The following is a 16272-nucleotide window of genomic DNA, read 5'->3' as shown; positions in this document are numbered from 1 at the left end:
AATTAACGGGCAATTCATGGAACGTATCCTATGATGATTATATGCTATAGTGAAACTATATGGTCATATGACAAGCTATTTTCATGAATGTTAATTATACTACAAATACATGAGGTACAGTAAAAAGGAGGAACGTGCTATATGAACAGGAAGTTAGGGTTGTTTATTTCAGTGCTTCTTCTATCGTTGGTCTGCATTTTGCCCTTGCAGGCTTGGGGCGGAGACCTTGTTGTCTATTCAAGCGTCGATGAGGAAAACGCTCGTCACCTTCTTGAGTCGTTTTCACAAGATACTGGTGTGAAGGTCCAGATGGTTTTTCTGTCTTCAGGGCCAGCTTTGAGCCGTATCGAGGCAGAAAAAGCGAACCCTCAGGCTGATGTTTGGTTTGGAGCCCCTAATGAGAACCATATTGTGGCTAAAGATCGAGGTTTGACTCAGTCATACCTTTCTCCCGAGGCAGCAAATCTGGCTTCTAATTTTAAAGATGAGGAAGGGTATTGGCATGCTTTTTATATGAATCCTATAGGGATTGGTGTTTTGCCGGATGCTCTGGAAGAAGAGGGAATTTCTATTCCGAGTTCATGGGAAGATCTTAAAAACACAAAGTTAAAGGGAATGATCCAGATGCCTTCTCCGCAGGCTTCTGGAACGGCATTTGCCATTATGATGAATCTTATATCTATTTACGGTGAAGATGGTGCCTTTGAGTATATGAAAGCTCTTAATCCTAACATTCAGACCTACACCCAGAGTGGCACAGGCCCCAGCAAGAACTTAGCCATAAAAGAAGCAAAAGTAGCCATTCAGTTTACTCCTGCTTTCTTGAAACTTGTGGATGAAGGCTTCCCAGCAAAAGTAATATTCCCTGAAGAAGGGGTTGGGTATGAGGCTGCGGCTCTTTCCATTTTGCAAGGAGCTAAAAACATAGACGAAGCGAAGAAACTTGTAGATTGGATTCTGTCGAAACAGGGACAACAGGCTTTAAGTGAGAACAAAACTTATTTCTTCCCTGTGCGAAGCGATGTATCGGCAGGTGCAGGTTTGCCGGCTCTCGCAGAGATCAAATTGGTGGACTACGATAGAGAAGCTGCGGCTAAAGATAAGGATCGCCTGATTGAACGTTGGGTAACAGAGGTCCTTGGACAATAGTCTTTGTTAAAAATTACAGGGGTCGGGAGCTTTCTCCCGCCCCTTTTTTCAGGAGGTCCTTTTATGGTGCCTTTTCGACGAGCTCGGCGTGAATTGCAGTTGCTCTGGCGAGATCCTCTACTCGCTTTCCTCGTTGCTCTTGTTGCAATTTCCTTGCTTATATTTGTGTTGTATCCTCTCATTTCTGTCCTTTTAAAAAGTTTCCAAACTCAGGCGGGTGTTTTTTCTTTCGCTAATTACCGACGTTTTTTTACGTTCCGTTATTTGCGGAGCGCTCTTGTAAATAGCCTTTTAGTGGGTTTCTTTACAGGAATTATAGGAGTTTTCATTGGGTATATAGCTGCTTTTACTGTTACTCGTACGGCTATCCCTTGTAAACGGCTTCTTCATGTCCTTTTTATTCTTCCTATTATTTCCCCTCCTTTTACCAGTTCTCTATCCATTCTTATGTTATTCGGTGCCAATGGACTGGTCACGAAGGGTGTTTTGGGGTTGAAAAATTTTAGCATCTATGGCTTTAAGGGAGTATTGTTATCTCAGGTCTTTACTTTTGCTCCAGTCGCATACCTTACTCTTCGTGGTGTATTAGAATCTCTCAATCCTACCTTGGAGGATGCAGCGATGAATGTCGGGGCTTCTCGATGGCAGACTTTTATTAAAGTTACTTTTCCATTAAGTTTGCCGGGGATTGCGAGCGCTTTTCTCGTTGTTCTTATTGAATCCCTCGCAGATTTTGGGAACCCTCTGGTTCTTGCTGGGAGCAGATTTCCCATGCTCTCCACTCAGGCCTATCTCGAAATTACAGGCTCCTTCAATCTGCCTTTAGGAGCTGCACTTGCTGTAGTGTTGCTTATCCCGTCTATTACTGCTTTTGCTGTTCAGCGTTATTACCTTGAAAAACGACAATATACCACGGTTACTGGCAAGCCTGTCTCTTCCTCGTCCAAATTAGTGAGCCGTGGGGCAAGAAAATGCCTTCAGTCTTTTGTGATTGTTTTTGCCTCTCTCGTCTTGCTTTTTTACGGTACTATCTTCTTGGGAGCTGTAACGCAGGTGTGGGGATATGATTTCTCCCTTACTTTTAAACATTTTGCCTATGCTTTAGGTGTAGGCTTCGGTGCCATTAAAGATACTCTTGTTGTAGCTGCTTTAGCTACACCTGTCTCTGGATTGTTGGGGATGCTCATAGCCTTCATGGTTGTTCGCTTGACCTTTCCCGGAAAGGGAGCATTGGAATTCCTTTCTATTTTGAATTTTGCAGTACCTGGGACGGTGGTGGGCATTGGGTATATTTTAGCCTTCAACAAAAAACCAATTCTTCTTATTGGTACCCTCGCCATTCTTGTTTTAAATTTTATTTTTCGATATATTCCAGTTGGGATCCAGTCTGGAGTTGCTGTCTTGAGACAAATTGATCCCACTATAGAAGAAGCGGCGCGAAATTTAGGCGCAGACGGTGTTACGACATTTAGAAAAATTACTCTTCCCCTCATAGCACCGGCTTTTTTCTCCGGGCTTGTCTTTGCCTTTGTAAGAGCGATGACAGCTATTAGTGCTGCTATTTTCCTTGTTTCTGCTCGATGGAATCTCTTGACAGTTCAAATACTTAACGAAGTGGGATCGGGGAGATTGGGAGTGGCAGCAGCCTTTAGCGTTATTTTGGTCGCGATTGTGCTTTGTGCCATTGTCGTGATTAGCCGGCTGGTGCTTGGCCGATCTGGCGGTATTAAAGCGATGGAAATTTCGAAGGAGCTGTAAATCATGGAACTTCGCATAGAGAATCTGGTGAAGGAATTTGGTAGTTACGATGATCCGGCTAGCCGTTTCTTAGCGGTGAATCATGTCTCTCTTCATGTTAAAGAAGGAGAGCTTGTAACGTTATTAGGTCCTAGCGGTTGTGGCAAAACTACGTTACTTCGAATGATCGCTGGTTTTGAAGATCCTACAGAGGGAGATATTTTTTTCGGAACGAAAAGAGTTAATGATGTAGCGCCTAATCATAGGAATGCCACTATGGTCTTTCAATCGTACGCTATTTTCCCCCACCTCAATGTATATGAAAATATAGCCTTTGGGCTTCGTCTCAAAGGACAGTCTGACCAAGAGGTGGAGAAGAGAATGAGGCAGGTGCTGGATCTAGTAGGACTAGCTGAGTTAGAGCGCCGCCAGCCTAATCAATTGTCAGGGGGGCAACAACAACGAGTAGCTTTGGCGAGGGCTATTATTATGGAGCCACAGCTTCTGCTTTTCGATGAGCCCCTTTCCAATCTTGATGCGAAGTTGCGAGAGCAGATGCGTATCGAAATTCGAAGTCTCCAGAAGCGCCTAGGTATTACGAGTGTTTATGTTACTCATGACCAGGCTGAAGCAATGAGCATCTCGGATCGTGTTGTGGTCATGAACCAAGGGAAAATTGAACAGGTGGGAACTCCTCAGGATCTTTATGCAAAACCAGCCAATATATTTGTGGCAGCTTTTATTGGCAAGGTCAATTTTATCCCAGCTACTGTTCTAGACGAAAATACAGTTCAGATCGGAAATTCTGCAGTGCATATAAAAAGCGTACCCCCTCAAAGCAGGCAGGGGGAAAAAGTTTTGGCAACAGTTCGGCCAGAAGGTATCTTTCTTCGTCGTGATACTGCGGGGGACGGGAACGGAGTGGTTGTTCGGCGTACGTTCTTAGGAACCATTATTGAATATGAAATAAAAACGAATAGTATGAAAGATTCTATGATCGTTCATATGGTGAATCCTCTTACTAACGACTTCTTCCAAGTAGGAGAATCAGTAGCGTATCTTTTCAAAGAAGGAGCTCTTCATTTGCTGAGATCGGAATAATAAATGGTTCACGGTTACTCTTTTTGATTAATTTAATATCTGGCAAGAAATGGCGGCGTATTTTTCATAGCAATAATGTAGTTCCCTTGTATTTCCCCTTATATGTGCTAGAAATTTACCTTGCACATATTAAATTCAGAAGTTCTTCTGAAGGAATAGCTACAAAGTATTTGTTTAAGGGAATGGGGGCCAAACGTTTTTTAAGAGACGCTTCTTCATACTGGCAATTTTCAAGTTTTTTTTCGAGTTCCCCGATATTTTCATCACCGAAAAAGTCGCCATATATTTTACATGAAATGATAATGCCGTCTTTCACGTTGAAATAGATTTCTACTTTGCCAGCCTTGAAGCGGTGGCTTTTTTTTTCTGTAAATTGAGGGGACTTTCCCCAGTTCCATGCCCAAGTACTATATTTTTGAGTCGCAAGGTCTTCTATGTTTTTAAAATCTTCATCAGAAAGCTCGTATTTTTCAATTCTTTGAGTTTTGCTCATTTCTTCAATAACAGATAATTTAAACTCCTCCATAGTCATTGATATAGGAAGCCATGGTTTTATGTTTGTCACTCTGCTTCTTACAGACTTGGCAGCCTTTGATTGAAATTTGCTCTCGTCTACCTGCAAAGCGCGGGAAAGAACCTCCAGGTCCGAGTTGAAAAGTAGCGTTCCATGATGTAGCAATCGATGATTATCCATGTGCTGTGCGTTTCCTGAAAATTTTTTCCCACAAATTGTAAGGTCATTTCTGCTGTTAAATTCTGCATCAACTCCCAATCCTTTCAAAACATGAATAATAGGGAGGGTGTATTTATGAAAGTTAAAAGAAAAATCCGTATCATTAGGAACAATCAAAGAATAATTAAGATTCCCCAGATCGTGATAGACGGCACCTCCTCCTGTAATCCGTCGCACTACATGGATCCCTTGTTTTTCAACGAACTCGGCATTAATCTCTGCTGCTGTATTTTGGAACCGTCCAATTATAATTGCAGGTTTATTTTGCCAAAGAAGCATGAACTGTTCCTTGTAGCGGTTTAAAAGAGAATAAATATATTCCTCAAAGGCCAGATTGAAAAAAGGGTTCGTATTGTTATTTTCTATATAAAACATAAGGTTCCTCCATTATATAGGCCCAAACGAGTATAAAAAAATTGTCTTTATCTGACCTTAAAGGGGCATGTTCAGTCCCTCATAATGTTCTATTATTTTTTTTAACTCTGTCCCGTATTCTGCCTGGTGACAGACATGTGCCAAGGCTTGAGCGAACAAAAGACCTTTGATTACAAAAGGATCGGGTGTTAAAGGAGAAGGAGTGACATAATCTTCTTTTTTAGGAGCATAGTAGCGATTTCTATAATGTCGAAAAGAGACTAATTCCGGGCATGAAGCCCAGACCCGAGTGAAGATGCCATAAAGTTCGAAACAATCACTAAGAGAATAATGCCCCATTTCTTTGGGCAGCTTCTCTTCCATTTCTTTTAAAAGAGCGGGAGTTTTAAGGTGAGCGACAGCTTTTATTTTGGCTTCATTCAGTCTAGGCCATTTGAAAAGAGAAGAGTTTTTGGGATTGGGGATAGCACACCAATTTGTTAATCCAAGCATAGAACACCACCATTTCCACTTTCGTACTGTTTCTGGAGGAAGGAAAGAGGTATCGAAAGCGAGATTATGCACAACCACGCCTGTTATATGCCATCGCTCCCAAAAAGAGTACAAGCTGAGCAAATCGTCGAGAAAGTAAGGGGGATAAGATCCTGTTTGACGAAACCAGTATATTCGATCAATGGTAAGGCCATGTATGCGTTCGGTAGCAGGGTCAGGTTTTTCGGTCGGGTAATAGAATCGATTGAAGAAGTCCAGTATTTGCCCCCTATCATCAAAAATGATAGACGATGTGGAAACTACCGAGCTTCCCTTCATTCCATTTGTTTCAAGGTCGAACACGGCAAAGTTCATAGGCAACGCTCCTTTGAAAGGGTAGTTGTAAATTTTACCATTTCTTTTACCTTATAGTAAGAGATGCCATATTTAAGAAAATGAAATCTCGAATGAGATGATAGAATTACTTTGATTCAACTATCTATCAGGGGGTTTACGAAATTCTATGGCAGATATTTTTACTTTAGAGCAGCGTGTAGATAAGTGTCGCCTCTGTTCTTTATGGGAAGAGCGTCATCGCATAGTAGTAGGAGAAGGTTCCCCTTGTAGTAAGGCTATGCTGGTAGGGGAAGCGCCAGGAGCCAGGGAGGATGAGATGGGGCGACCTTTTGTGGGCAGGTCTGGAAAATTTCTTAGTGAACTCATGAAAGAGGCAGGGGTATCTCGGGATTCTTTCTATATTACTAATATGGTTAAGTGTCGGCCCCCAGAGAATAGGAAACCTAAGGAATGTGAAATAGAAGCATGCCGAGCTTTTCTGGAAGAGCAGATTCTTTTTTTTGCTCCTGATCTTATCCTTACGGTGGGGAATACACCAACCCAGTGGTTCCTTAATACAAAAAAAGGAATGACTGCTCTTCGTGGTCAATTCTATCCATGGAAATTTCAGGGACGATCTCTCTTGATCCGCCCTCTCTTCCATCCCAGCTATCTTTTAAGGAATCGATCCAGAGAGGAAGGACATCCTCTTGCCCAAACTCTTTTAGATTTGCAGGAAGTAAAAAAGTTCTTTGAAAAGTAGCCTCTTTTTTGCTTTATGAAAGGTTGTAAGCTGGAAAATTTTATGAAAAGGAGCTGATAGGCGAAACACTCCCAAATGTCCTGTCAGCTCCTTTTTTTGCTTTATTTATTCTCGATAACGATACGTCCTTCTTCTTGAAAGGTTACACCACCCATATGGCGAATGTATTGAGCTAAACTTTCTACATCCCCAAGGTGGGTATCATAGGCTGTTGGGGCGGCCATTTTAAACACGTAATATTTATCTCCTCCAAGTCCGACCCAGTCGTTTGTAGTGATAGTATAGATAGAAGCACTTTCCAAGGGAGACCAGGTCCCATCAGAGTTCTCTACCTGTACATCCACTACTCGTTCTCCTACAGAAATGCGTTCTCCATCGTTATTTATAATAGCTGGTTTGCGACTTAAATCGTATGTAACTTTCAAACCAGAAACCTGGAGGAACCCGCCAGAAGGCGTACGGAGGTTCCCATCGTACTCTTCTCCTTCTTTAATGAGGGCTGAACCGGAAATCTCGAGGATATCTCGAATCTGTTCACCAGTGAGAGTAAATCGAATGAGAGTATTCCCATAGGGTAAGAGTTCGTACAAGGTTTTGTAAGAAACTTCTCCTGCAGGGTATACCTTATCTCCTCGAATACTTCCACCGTTCATAAGACCTATTTGAGTTTGTCCGTTCCACCGTAACGCATCGGCTATGAAGTTTCCTATGCCAGCTTCTCTCTGACGAACTGCCGCTTTTGTAGCATCAGCATCTTGGTTCATCATGCCGATAGGTTCTGAAAGTTGTTCGTCAAGTTTTTGCTGGAAGGGGTTTACGAGAATGGATATCCGGCGATCCAGGGGGATAGATGCAACAAGTTCTCGAGCCTCCCATTTGGAGTTATCTGTATCGAGGGCTCCATTTTTTACGGAAACATTTGCCACCCCAATGTATCGACCCATAGATCCTGCTTGTGTGATCATGGTTTTCCAGCCGTCAGGTCCAGTAACAATTTCCGGCGTTTCCAGTAGTGTATGAGTATGTCCACCTGTAATGATATGAATGCCCTTTACAGATTCTGCTATAGCTCGATCGGCATATATTCCAGTGTGGGTCATGGCTACAATAACGTCACAATCCTCTTTTTGCAGAAGGGAGACCATCCGCTTTGCTTCAGCAACTAAATCTTGTCCTACAGTGAAGTCCCGGCTTCCACTTGTTACAGAGGCGAGTTCTGGAGCGATAAGGCCGAAGAAACCTACTCTCAACCCGTTAGCGGCTTCCTTGATAACGTAGGGATGATATAGATTTTGGAAAATCGATAATTTTGTGTGAAGGTTTGCCACTGTAAATGGGAAACGAGCGTAACGCATGACATCCTCCAATACGGAGGGACCTAAGTCAAACTCATGGTTCCCCAATGTACCCACATCTATGCCGGCTAGATTGAGAGCTCGTATTTCTGCCAGGCCTTTAAAGAAGAAGAAAAGGGGGCCCTCGTTAATATCTCCCATTTCAAGAGCAAATACGTTGCCAGGGTCTTGCCCTTTCTCTTTGTGTATAACAGTAGATGCCCGTGCTAATCCACCAACTTCAACTTTTACTTTTTCCCCATTCACAGTTTGACTGATAGTGTATGGATATATGTGGCTGTGAATGTCGTTAAGAGTCAAAAGAGTGACGGAACCATCTGCCGCAAAGGCCCCAACAGCGAGGATAAGGACGAGACAGAGTGCGAGCAAACCTCTGCTAAACCGTTTCTTCATATTCCCTACCTCCCTTTATTTTAGTATTTAAGGCAAGAATAATGAAATATTTATAAAACAGAACTGTGGATAGCTTTATTTATATTCTTCTACAACTACTTTTCCTTCGATGATCTCTTTCGTGACCTCGTCAAGTCGGTCTCGTACATCTTGTGGAACCAGCTTTAGAGCACTTTCAGGCCAATTTAACCCAACGCCGTTATTTTTCAGGTCATAAGAGACAACCTGGCCGCGAGGGTAGTTGTTGTCAAGTTTTGCTTTGATAAGGTCGAAAGCAGCGTTGTCAAGACGTTTTAACATGGAGGTCAGGACAACTTCAGGAGCCAGATGTTCTTGCGGAGAATCTACTCCTATCGCATAGAATCCAGCCTCTTTAGCAGCGGCTATGACACCTTCTCCTGTCCCACCAGCAACCTGGAAGATAACATCGGCTCCGTTATGGTATTGGTTGAGAGCCATTTCCTTCCCTTTGGCTGGATCTGACCAGCTACCCACAAAACCTGTCAAGACTTTACAATCGGGATTTACATATTTGGCACCTTGTTCATAACCTACAAAGAAATTGTGGATGACGGGGATATCTTCTCCACCTACAGCACCAATAATGGCTTCTTTATTCACATGGGGATCATTTTCTCTGGTAGTCATTAAGGCGGCCAGAGCCCCAGCGAGGAAGCTTCCTTCATTTTCCTTAAAGTCTACATAAGTTACGTGAGCTGTTTCTCCTGATACATCAAAATAAGCGAAGTCAGTATTGGGGAATTCAGGAGCGACCTGTTCAATGGCATCCATGAATTCAAAGCCCACTACAAAAACAAGATCAAAATTCTTTGCTGCTGTTGCTAAATAAGGAACGTAGTTTGCAGGGTCAAAATTACACTCTACGACCTTTCCGATAATGCCTAATTCTTTTTTAGCCCGTTCCAATCCAGCATTAGCGGAATCGTAGAAAGAAGCGTCTCCCAGCTTGTTAGCAATAACCAAAGCTACTTTCAACGTATCAGCCGCAGCTGCAACGCCGGCAAGACTGCTAAAAAGAAGCACCCCTGCCAATAGTAAACACCACACCTTTTTGTTCATTTCCCATCACCTCATCTGTTTATGTTTTGATCAGGCTTCCTGTGCCTGTTTCATCCGTTTCCAATTCTTAAAAATTAAGGCAACAATAACCAGTATATAAGGAAGCATAAGGGCCAAATGGCTGGAAAAACCGAAGGATTGAAGTTCAATGCCGAGTGTCTGGGCCGCCCCGAAAAGGAGAACCCCAACAGTGGTCCAAAGTAGATTCCCATCCCCAAAAATAACAGCTGCCACTGCTAGCCAGCCTCGCTCAGCGCTCATTCCGCTTACGAAAGCTACTAAATAGGAAGTGGAGAGAAAGGCTCCTGCTAGACCTACCATAAGACCATTGATGGCGAGGGCTTTGAAACGGATCTGGATAGGAGAGATGCCAGCCGCAGAAAGAGCCTCTTCATTCTCTCCTGTGGCTTTGAGCCTCAGCCCAAAAACAGTTTTTGAGTCTATAAACCAGAAAATGAAAAAGAGCATGAGCGCAACAACGATAATAAGAGAGAGATCACCAAGCCAAGGAACATTAATGTCGGGAATACGTACCATGCTGGGATCTCTAAATCCACCTTTGACGTGAAAAATACTTTTCATCAAAAGGATAGAAAGGCTGTCGGCTAAAATGTTTAGAGTCATGCCTACAACCCATATGTTAGCACGTAGAAAAACACAGAGAAGAGCAAAAATCATGTTGAAGAGGAGACCAGCGGCCATGCCAAAAAGGATTCCTATGATCCAGCTTTGAAAAAAATAGTTACCAAGGACTGCAAAAAAAGCCGAGATAAGCATGGCTCCTTCTTGGCTTATATTGAGCACTCCTGTTTGTTGTGTCCATGTCCCTCCAAGAGCGGTGAGAAGAAGGGGAGTGGACATCCTAATAGTAGCCCTGATAAAGTCTATCATCTCTAGTCCTCCCTGATTCTGTTGGCCAATCTATTCGCTATTGATATTCCTGCAGTGACAAAGAGGACAGCGCAACAGACAATAACGGAAACCAGCTCTTGGGGAATGTCTGTGATAATTTCCATTTGAAGAGCACCTGAACTCATAACAGAATAAACGAGAGCAGCGATAATTCCTCCAACTGGAGAGTAGGTCACCATCATAGCCAAAATCATTCCAGTCCACGTATAGCCTGGAGAAATGTTAATAAGGAATCGATAATGGTCGCCCATAACGAGCAGGCTTCCAGCAAGTCCGGCTAAAGCGCCACTTAGAAGCATAGCTGACATTTGTCTTTTCCGAACATCTATCCCCCCGTACCGAGCAAAACGCGTATTCATGCGAGAACATCTCCAGTCGTATCCCCAAACGGAAAAAACCATAAGTACTGTTACGATAAGTATGGCAGCTATAGCAATGTAGGCTCCGGTGTTAAGGGTTCCAAATAGCTGGAAGTGGGTTAATCTCATGGCTTCAGCTATTTTATCGGTGCTGCCAGAACTGGTTCGAACTCCGGCGTAAGGCCCTGTCGCCATAAAAGTTGTGAAGAGAATGGCAATAGAATTAAGCATGATTGTAAGGACTACGATGTTAAGGTCTCGATCAAGGCTAAGCTTAGCGGGCATCCACGCCCAGAATGTAGCAGCTCCGACTCCGGCGAGGAGCCCGAGAGGGATAAGAAGGAGCCCAGGTAAAGCGCCTAATTCGATGCCAATCAAAGCAGCAGTAAAAGCTCCGAGATAAAGTTGCCCTTCAGCCCCTATATTCCACATACCTCCATAAAAAGCTATAGATATGCTCATGGTAGAAAGGACAAGAGGTACAGCTCTTGCTAATGTGGCTAAAATAGCATCAGTATCGCCTAATGCTCCCGAAACCATTTGGGCGTAGGCTTCAATAGGATTTGCTCCATACAAAGTAATGAGAATAGCCCCAATAAGGAGGCTCAAAAAGAAAGATACGAGAATAATGCACTGGTCGCGATAGCGTACCAGCCAGTCTCTGGAAAAGAGACTCACAATCATCACTCCTCCTTGGCAGTAGGTACGGTTCCCTCAAGCATGAGACGACCTACAAGATTCCGTGTGGCTTCTTGGCGATCTAAAACTGCTACGATGTGCCCTCGATGCATAACAGCAATTCTATCGCTCAGAGAAAGAATTTCGTCGAGATCGGCTGAGATGAGTAGAATAGCTTTACCATTTCTACGCAGAGACAATAAGCGATCGTGAATGAAGGAAATTCCTCCTATATCTACTCCACGAGTAGGCTGGGATACCAGTAAGAAACACGGGTCCTGTTCTAGTTCGCGTGCCATGACTAAACGTTGCATGTTCCCGCCTGAAAGTGTCCCTGCCTGTATATTTTCACTGGCGGCTGCGACACCGTACTTTCTCATAAGCTCTGTGGTAAAAAGCCGGATAGCTTGGAAGTTTTGGAAGAATTGCCCACGAAGATAAGGCTGTTTGTATTGATAGCCAAGAAGAGCATTGTCTTTCAAAGAGGCCAGGGGAGCCAAACCAGTTTTTATGCGGTCTTCAGGTATATATGATAGGCCTAAATGTCGTCGCTTCAAAGAAGCTTCCCGTGTAATGTCTATGCCTTTCATACGAATGGCCCCTTTAAATACAGGTCGAAGACCGGAGAGAGCCTCTTCCAGTTCACTTTGCCCGTTACCGGTGATACCTGCAATCCCCAATATTTCACTACCATGTACAGAGAAAGAAACGTTTTTTACGGCTTCTTCTCCCCGGTCACCAATGACAGAAAGATTTTGTATTTCTATGACGGCTTCTCCTTGGGATACGGAGGCTTCTGACAGTACGGGCATATGGACACTGTGTCCTACCATTAACGTTGCAAGTTCCTCTTTTGTCGCTTTTTCTCGAGGAAGTGTAGCTATATGTTTCCCCTTGCGCATAACAGTTATAATGTCAGAAATAGCGAGGACTTCAGAAAGGTTATGAGCTATGAAAATAATAGTTTTACCGGCCTTTTTAAAACTTCGAATAATGGAAAAGAGCCCTTTTATTTCTTGTGGAGAAAGAACGGCCGTTGGCTCGTCGAAAATAAGGATTTCCGCTTTTCGGTAGAGTATCTTTAATATCTCTACCCGTTGTTGTATCCCTACAGGTAAGGAGTGCACAGGGGCAAGAGGATCGATTTTAAGATCATATTGTTCAGACAGTTTTGTAACGGTTTCGATAGCAGTTTCATGATCGAAAATAAAACCGCGGCGAGGTTCATCGCCAAGAACAACATTTCGGTATACGGGCAAAGATGGAACGAGCATGAAGTGTTGATGAACCATTCCGATTCCTCGTTTCATTGCGTCGCGAGGGGTTTTGATGACGACAGGCTGACCGTCGAGGGCAAAAGATCCTGCAGTTGGACTATAAAGACCATAAATGCATTTTACTACGGTAGATTTTCCGGCGCCGTTTTCGCCTACGAGGGAATGAACTGTTCCGCTGGCGACTTCAAGAGAGAAATCGTCTACGGCCTTGAATTTCCCAAAGGTTTTAGTGAGGCCGGAAATCGACAGAGACGGCATAGTCTCTCCCTCCAATTCGGGTGGGAAGTATTTTTTAAACAACTTTATTGTAGCATGATTTAAAAAAACGTTAGAAAGGAAAAGGCATCTGTTGTGCAACAGATGCCTTTGAGTGCAAATCCCTCTGCAAGAGAGTCCACTTTATTTTGTAGGTTCAGATTGATGAATGACTTTATCAAAAGTTTTTCTATCGCGAAACTCTTCCTTTTTACCCTTATTCCATTGCGATATCGGTGTTAAAAAGCCCACAACTCGGGAATATACTTCACATCGTGTTCGTTTTTTGTTTTCCATGATCTGTTTTGACCCCCTTGTTTACGTTATGAAATCGTTAAGGCCGTAAAGTAACATTTTTTACATATTCCCTGGCAATGTCCTGAAATTCCTTGAGTTCCTGAAGAGAGAAGCTTCGACAGGAAGAGAAGGTTGGAGAAAGAGTGCGAGTGCCCCTGAAATTTTGAATTACATAGGTCTGGGCTCCTCGTATCATTCGGCAAAGGCCCTCCATTTCCTTATTGCTTGTTAGCCCTGGAACTACGGTAGTTCTAAACTCGTAAAGGATCGGGCCTTGTGCTATTAAGGAAATACTTTCCATAATAGGCTCCAAAGATCCAGGGTACCCCGCCGTTTTCAAATAGCCTTCAGGAGAAGCCTTTATATCCATAGCTATAAAATCAACAAGATGTTCGCTATAAAGAAAACGTATTACTTCTGGATGACTTCCATTCGTATCAAGTTTTACTAAGAATCCCATCTCTTTAATCTGACGTAAAAAAGCAGGGAGCTCTTTATAATAAAGGGTAGGTTCTCCCCCAGTAACAACTACACCGTCAAGGAGACCAAATCTTTTATTTAGAAATCCGAAAAAATCTTTTTCCTCAAGAAAATCTACGTTATCCAGGGTGTTTACAAGTTCGGGATTATGACAATAAGGACACCTGAAATTGCACCCTTTTGTGAAAACGACGGCTGCTATTTTCTCTGGATAATCGATCAAACTTGAAGGGATAAGACCAGCTATTTTCAATGTTCTACCACTTCTTCGATTGTTTCCTCTGTAATACCGTTCTCGGCATCACAATAGGGACAATACTCGTGCGCCCCTGGAATGTAGCCGTGGATGGGGCAAATGCTGAACGTAGGCGTGATAGTAAAATAGGGGAGATGGAAATGTTCAGCTATTTTCCGGACGAGTCTTTTTGTGCTCTCTCCACTGGGCATGCTCTCCCCAAGGAAGCCGTGAAATACAGTCCCTCCTGTATAGAGAGTTTGAAGGCTGTCTTGAAGTTCAAGGGCCTCAAAAATATCATCAGTGTAGCCTACAGGCAGTTGGGTAGAATTCGTATAATATGGTTCTGCTCCCCATTGCCGGACATGTTCTTCGTTTGCCGCTATAATGCTATTTCCAAACCGATCTTTATCAAGCCTGGCAAAACGGTAACTTGTCCCTTCTGCGGGGGTGGCTTCCAGATTGTAAAGATTGCCAGTCTCCTCCTGGAAATCGGCAAGGCGATTTCGCATGGCGTCCATAATCCGAATGGCAAAAGTCATCCCTTCTTCATGAGCGATAGTCTTTCCCATGAAATTTAATAGCGCTTCATTCATCCCGTTGATGCCGATGGTGTTGAAGTGATTGTTCCAGTACGAACCACTCTCTTCTTTGATGGATCGAAGATAGAATTTTGAGTAAGGGTACAGGTTGGCGTCAGTGAGCCTCTCTAACACTTTTCGTTTTGTTTCAAGGCTTTCTTTCGCTATCTCCATGAGCTCAAAAATCTTACCTAGAAAATCCTCTTCGCTTGTGGCTAAATATCCGATACGCGGCAAATTCAGTGTTACGACTCCTATAGATCCTGTCATGGGGTTGGAGCCAAAAAGGCCTCCCCCTCTTTTACGGAGCTCTCGATTATCGAGTCGAAGTCGGCAACACATGGAACGAGCATCATCTGGTTTCATATCTGAATTGACGAAGTTTGAAAAATAAGGGATGCCATAGCGAGCCGTCATTTCCCACACAGTATTAAGAACCTCGTTGTTCCAATCGAAATCTTTCGTAATGTTGTAAGTGGGGATGGGGAAGGGGAATACCTTTCCAGTAGCATCTCCTTCTAGCATTATTTCAGCAAACGCCCTGTTGAGCATGTCCATTTCATTCTGGAACTCCCCGTATGTTTTATCCATGGGCTTGCCTCCGACTATGGCGGGAAGGCCGGCGAGTATGCGAGGAGGAACGAGATCCATGGTAATATTCGTAAAGGGGGTTTGAAAGCCAACTCTTGTTGGTACATTCAGGTTAAAGATAAATTCCTGTAGAGCCTGTTTCACATCCCGGTAATTCAATGTATCGTAATAAATAAAAGGGGCTAAATATGTGTCGAAGTTTGAGAAGGCCTGGGCTCCAGCCGACTCCCCCTGCATAGTGTAAAAAAAGTTAACGATTTGTCCTAAAAGGCTGCGGAAATGTTTAGCTGGTTTGCTGCTGATTTTAGTCTGTACCCCAGTGAAGCCACTGACAAGCAAATCGTAAAGATCCCATCCGCAACAATATACCGAGAGGTTGCTAAGGTCATGGATATGCAAATCACCAGAGACATGTTTTTCCCGTATCTCGGGGGGATATATTTCCTGAAGCCAGTATTGAGCTGTTATCTCTGATGCGATATAGTTGTTCAGCCCTTGGAGAGAGTAGCTCATATTACTATTTTCGTTTACTTTCCAGTCGAGCTTTTGTAGATATTTGTCGATCATATCGGCAGCGTTTCCAAGAAGCTTGCGAGTATCCCTCATCTTGGCATGTTGTTCTCTGTAGAGAATATACGCTTTGGCTACAGTGGCGTACCCTTTTTCAATAAGAATCTTTTCTACAAGATCTTGTACTTGCTCTACTGTAGGTATCCCCTCTTTGTTAAAAAATATCTCCAGAAGGGATACGATTTGGCGGGTTACTTCCTGGCCTACTGCTAGAGGGTCTTCGTGTCCGACGGCCCGAGCTGCTTTCATGACAGCTGTGGTGATTTTCTTTTCATCAAACGGCACTTCATGACCGTCTCTTTTACGAATCTGACGTATCACCATGAGAAACCTCCTCAATGCGTGTGCTATTGTTTTGGGGCCTGATTATACATCCCATGAAGAAAAAATCCAAACCGGCGTGTATGCTATAGGACACTATATAAGCCAATGTTTCTTTATTATAACTCTATATATATGGTTATTCGGCTTTTTTATTTAAAAATCATTATTCTTATGGTCGGATCTTCTTGCTTATTGTAAGATTGATAAACTATCGGGAGAA

14 protein-coding genes are annotated in these 16272 nt (G+C 43.3%); 4 read left to right on the top strand and 10 right to left on the bottom strand.

Annotation, left to right across the window (positions count from 1 at the left end; translation table 11 throughout):
- Positions 1 to 141 precede the first annotated feature (141 nt).
- The 3 genes from B4J50_RS07735 to B4J50_RS07725 all read left to right on the top strand — a co-directional run bounded on the left by B4J50_RS07735 (position 142) and on the right by B4J50_RS07725 (position 3987).
- Positions 142 to 1149: an ABC transporter substrate-binding protein gene (locus B4J50_RS07735; RefSeq protein WP_024821643.1), complete on the top strand. Its 1008-nt coding sequence runs from the start codon at positions 142 to 144 to the stop codon at positions 1147 to 1149.
- Between the two features lie 63 nt (positions 1150 to 1212).
- Complete coding sequence (locus B4J50_RS07730) at positions 1213 to 2907, top strand: ABC transporter permease (protein ID WP_024821644.1); 1695 nt, start codon at positions 1213 to 1215, stop codon at positions 2905 to 2907.
- Between the two features lie 3 nt (positions 2908 to 2910).
- Positions 2911 to 3987, top strand: a complete 1077-nt coding sequence (locus tag B4J50_RS07725) for an ABC transporter ATP-binding protein (RefSeq protein ID WP_024821645.1) — start codon at positions 2911 to 2913, stop codon at positions 3985 to 3987.
- 115 nt (positions 3988 to 4102) lie between these two features.
- Here the strand turns inward: B4J50_RS07725 and B4J50_RS07720 are convergent, their stop codons facing one another.
- On the bottom strand, positions 4103 to 5095 hold the full coding sequence (locus tag B4J50_RS07720; protein ID WP_024821646.1) for a lipoate--protein ligase: 993 nt from the start codon (positions 5093 to 5095) through the stop codon (positions 4103 to 4105).
- 57 nt (positions 5096 to 5152) lie between these two features.
- A complete protein-coding gene (locus B4J50_RS07715) occupies positions 5153 to 5941 on the bottom strand; it encodes a hypothetical protein (RefSeq protein WP_024821647.1) in 789 nt (262 codons plus the stop codon).
- A gap of 148 nt (positions 5942 to 6089) precedes the next feature.
- On the opposite strand from B4J50_RS07715, the gene B4J50_RS07710 reads away from it, so the two are divergent.
- Complete coding sequence (locus tag B4J50_RS07710; RefSeq protein WP_024821648.1) at positions 6090 to 6665, top strand: uracil-DNA glycosylase; 576 nt, start codon at positions 6090 to 6092, stop codon at positions 6663 to 6665.
- A 101-nt stretch (positions 6666 to 6766) separates the two neighbouring features.
- On the opposite strand, the gene B4J50_RS07705 is transcribed toward B4J50_RS07710, so the two are convergent.
- From B4J50_RS07705 to B4J50_RS07670, 8 genes are all read right to left on the bottom strand, one after another.
- The gene (locus B4J50_RS07705; protein ID WP_286847167.1) at positions 6767 to 8413 is read right to left on the bottom strand and encodes a bifunctional metallophosphatase/5'-nucleotidase; all 1647 of its coding nucleotides are present in this window, start codon (positions 8411 to 8413) and stop codon (positions 6767 to 6769) included.
- Between the two features lie 75 nt (positions 8414 to 8488).
- The gene (locus B4J50_RS07700) at positions 8489 to 9493 is read right to left on the bottom strand and encodes a BMP family lipoprotein (protein WP_024821650.1); all 1005 of its coding nucleotides are present in this window, start codon (positions 9491 to 9493) and stop codon (positions 8489 to 8491) included.
- Positions 9494 to 9523: 30 nt separating this feature from the next.
- Positions 9524 to 10384: an ABC transporter permease gene (locus B4J50_RS07695; RefSeq protein WP_024821651.1), complete on the bottom strand. Its 861-nt coding sequence runs from the start codon at positions 10382 to 10384 to the stop codon at positions 9524 to 9526.
- Positions 10385 to 10386: 2 nt separating this feature from the next.
- The gene (locus tag B4J50_RS07690) at positions 10387 to 11448 is read right to left on the bottom strand and encodes an ABC transporter permease (RefSeq protein ID WP_034326202.1); all 1062 of its coding nucleotides are present in this window, start codon (positions 11446 to 11448) and stop codon (positions 10387 to 10389) included.
- Positions 11448 to 12977 (bottom strand): ABC transporter ATP-binding protein, encoded by a 1530-nt coding sequence (locus tag B4J50_RS07685; protein WP_024821653.1) that lies wholly within the window; start codon positions 12975 to 12977, stop codon positions 11448 to 11450. Before B4J50_RS07685 ends, B4J50_RS07690 begins: the two co-directional genes overlap by 1 nt.
- A gap of 141 nt (positions 12978 to 13118) precedes the next feature.
- Positions 13119 to 13271: an anaerobic ribonucleoside-triphosphate reductase gene (nrdD, locus tag B4J50_RS07680; protein WP_024821654.1), complete on the bottom strand. Its 153-nt coding sequence runs from the start codon at positions 13269 to 13271 to the stop codon at positions 13119 to 13121.
- A 37-nt stretch (positions 13272 to 13308) separates the two neighbouring features.
- Positions 13309 to 14004, bottom strand: coding sequence for an anaerobic ribonucleoside-triphosphate reductase activating protein (locus tag B4J50_RS07675; RefSeq protein WP_024821655.1), 696 nt, complete (start codon positions 14002 to 14004; stop codon positions 13309 to 13311).
- Positions 14001 to 16052, bottom strand: a complete 2052-nt coding sequence (locus B4J50_RS07670) for a ribonucleoside triphosphate reductase (RefSeq protein ID WP_051461093.1) — start codon at positions 16050 to 16052, stop codon at positions 14001 to 14003. The genes B4J50_RS07675 and B4J50_RS07670 overlap by 4 nt, the downstream gene beginning before the upstream one ends.
- Positions 16053 to 16272: the final 220 nt, after the last annotated feature.

The sequence above is a fragment of the Aminobacterium sp. UBA4908 genome (assembly GCF_002398115.1).
Lineage (GTDB): Bacteria > Synergistota > Synergistia > Synergistales > Aminobacteriaceae > Aminobacterium > Aminobacterium mobile.
Note: the sequence above shows the minus strand (reverse complement) of the source record. Positions and strands in the feature narration are given on the sequence as shown.

Bases quoted from the DNA above. Each gene is read 5' to 3' on its own strand.
- B4J50_RS07735 (WP_024821643.1), top strand. From the start codon at position 142: ATGAACAGGAAGTTAGGGTTGTTTATTTCAGTGCTTCTTCTATCGTTG.
- B4J50_RS07730 (WP_024821644.1), top strand. From the start codon at position 1,213: ATGGTGCCTTTTCGACGAGCTCGGCGTGAATTGCAGTTGCTCTGGCGA.
- B4J50_RS07725 (WP_024821645.1), top strand. From the start codon at position 2,911: ATGGAACTTCGCATAGAGAATCTGGTGAAGGAATTTGGTAGTTACGAT.
- B4J50_RS07720 (WP_024821646.1), bottom strand. From the start codon at position 5,095: ATGTTTTATATAGAAAATAACAATACGAACCCTTTTTTCAATCTGGCC.
- B4J50_RS07715 (WP_024821647.1), bottom strand. From the start codon at position 5,941: ATGAACTTTGCCGTGTTCGACCTTGAAACAAATGGAATGAAGGGAAGC.
- B4J50_RS07710 (WP_024821648.1), top strand. From the start codon at position 6,090: ATGGCAGATATTTTTACTTTAGAGCAGCGTGTAGATAAGTGTCGCCTC.
- B4J50_RS07705 (WP_286847167.1), bottom strand. From the start codon at position 8,413: ATGAAGAAACGGTTTAGCAGAGGTTTGCTCGCACTCTGTCTCGTCCTT.
- B4J50_RS07700 (WP_024821650.1), bottom strand. From the start codon at position 9,493: ATGAACAAAAAGGTGTGGTGTTTACTATTGGCAGGGGTGCTTCTTTTT.
- B4J50_RS07695 (WP_024821651.1), bottom strand. From the start codon at position 10,384: ATGATAGACTTTATCAGGGCTACTATTAGGATGTCCACTCCCCTTCTT.
- B4J50_RS07690 (WP_034326202.1), bottom strand. From the start codon at position 11,448: ATGATTGTGAGTCTCTTTTCCAGAGACTGGCTGGTACGCTATCGCGAC.
- B4J50_RS07685 (WP_024821653.1), bottom strand. From the start codon at position 12,977: ATGCCGTCTCTGTCGATTTCCGGCCTCACTAAAACCTTTGGGAAATTC.
- nrdD (WP_024821654.1), bottom strand. From the start codon at position 13,271: ATGGAAAACAAAAAACGAACACGATGTGAAGTATATTCCCGAGTTGTG.
- B4J50_RS07670 (WP_051461093.1), bottom strand. From the start codon at position 16,052: ATGGTGATACGTCAGATTCGTAAAAGAGACGGTCATGAAGTGCCGTTT.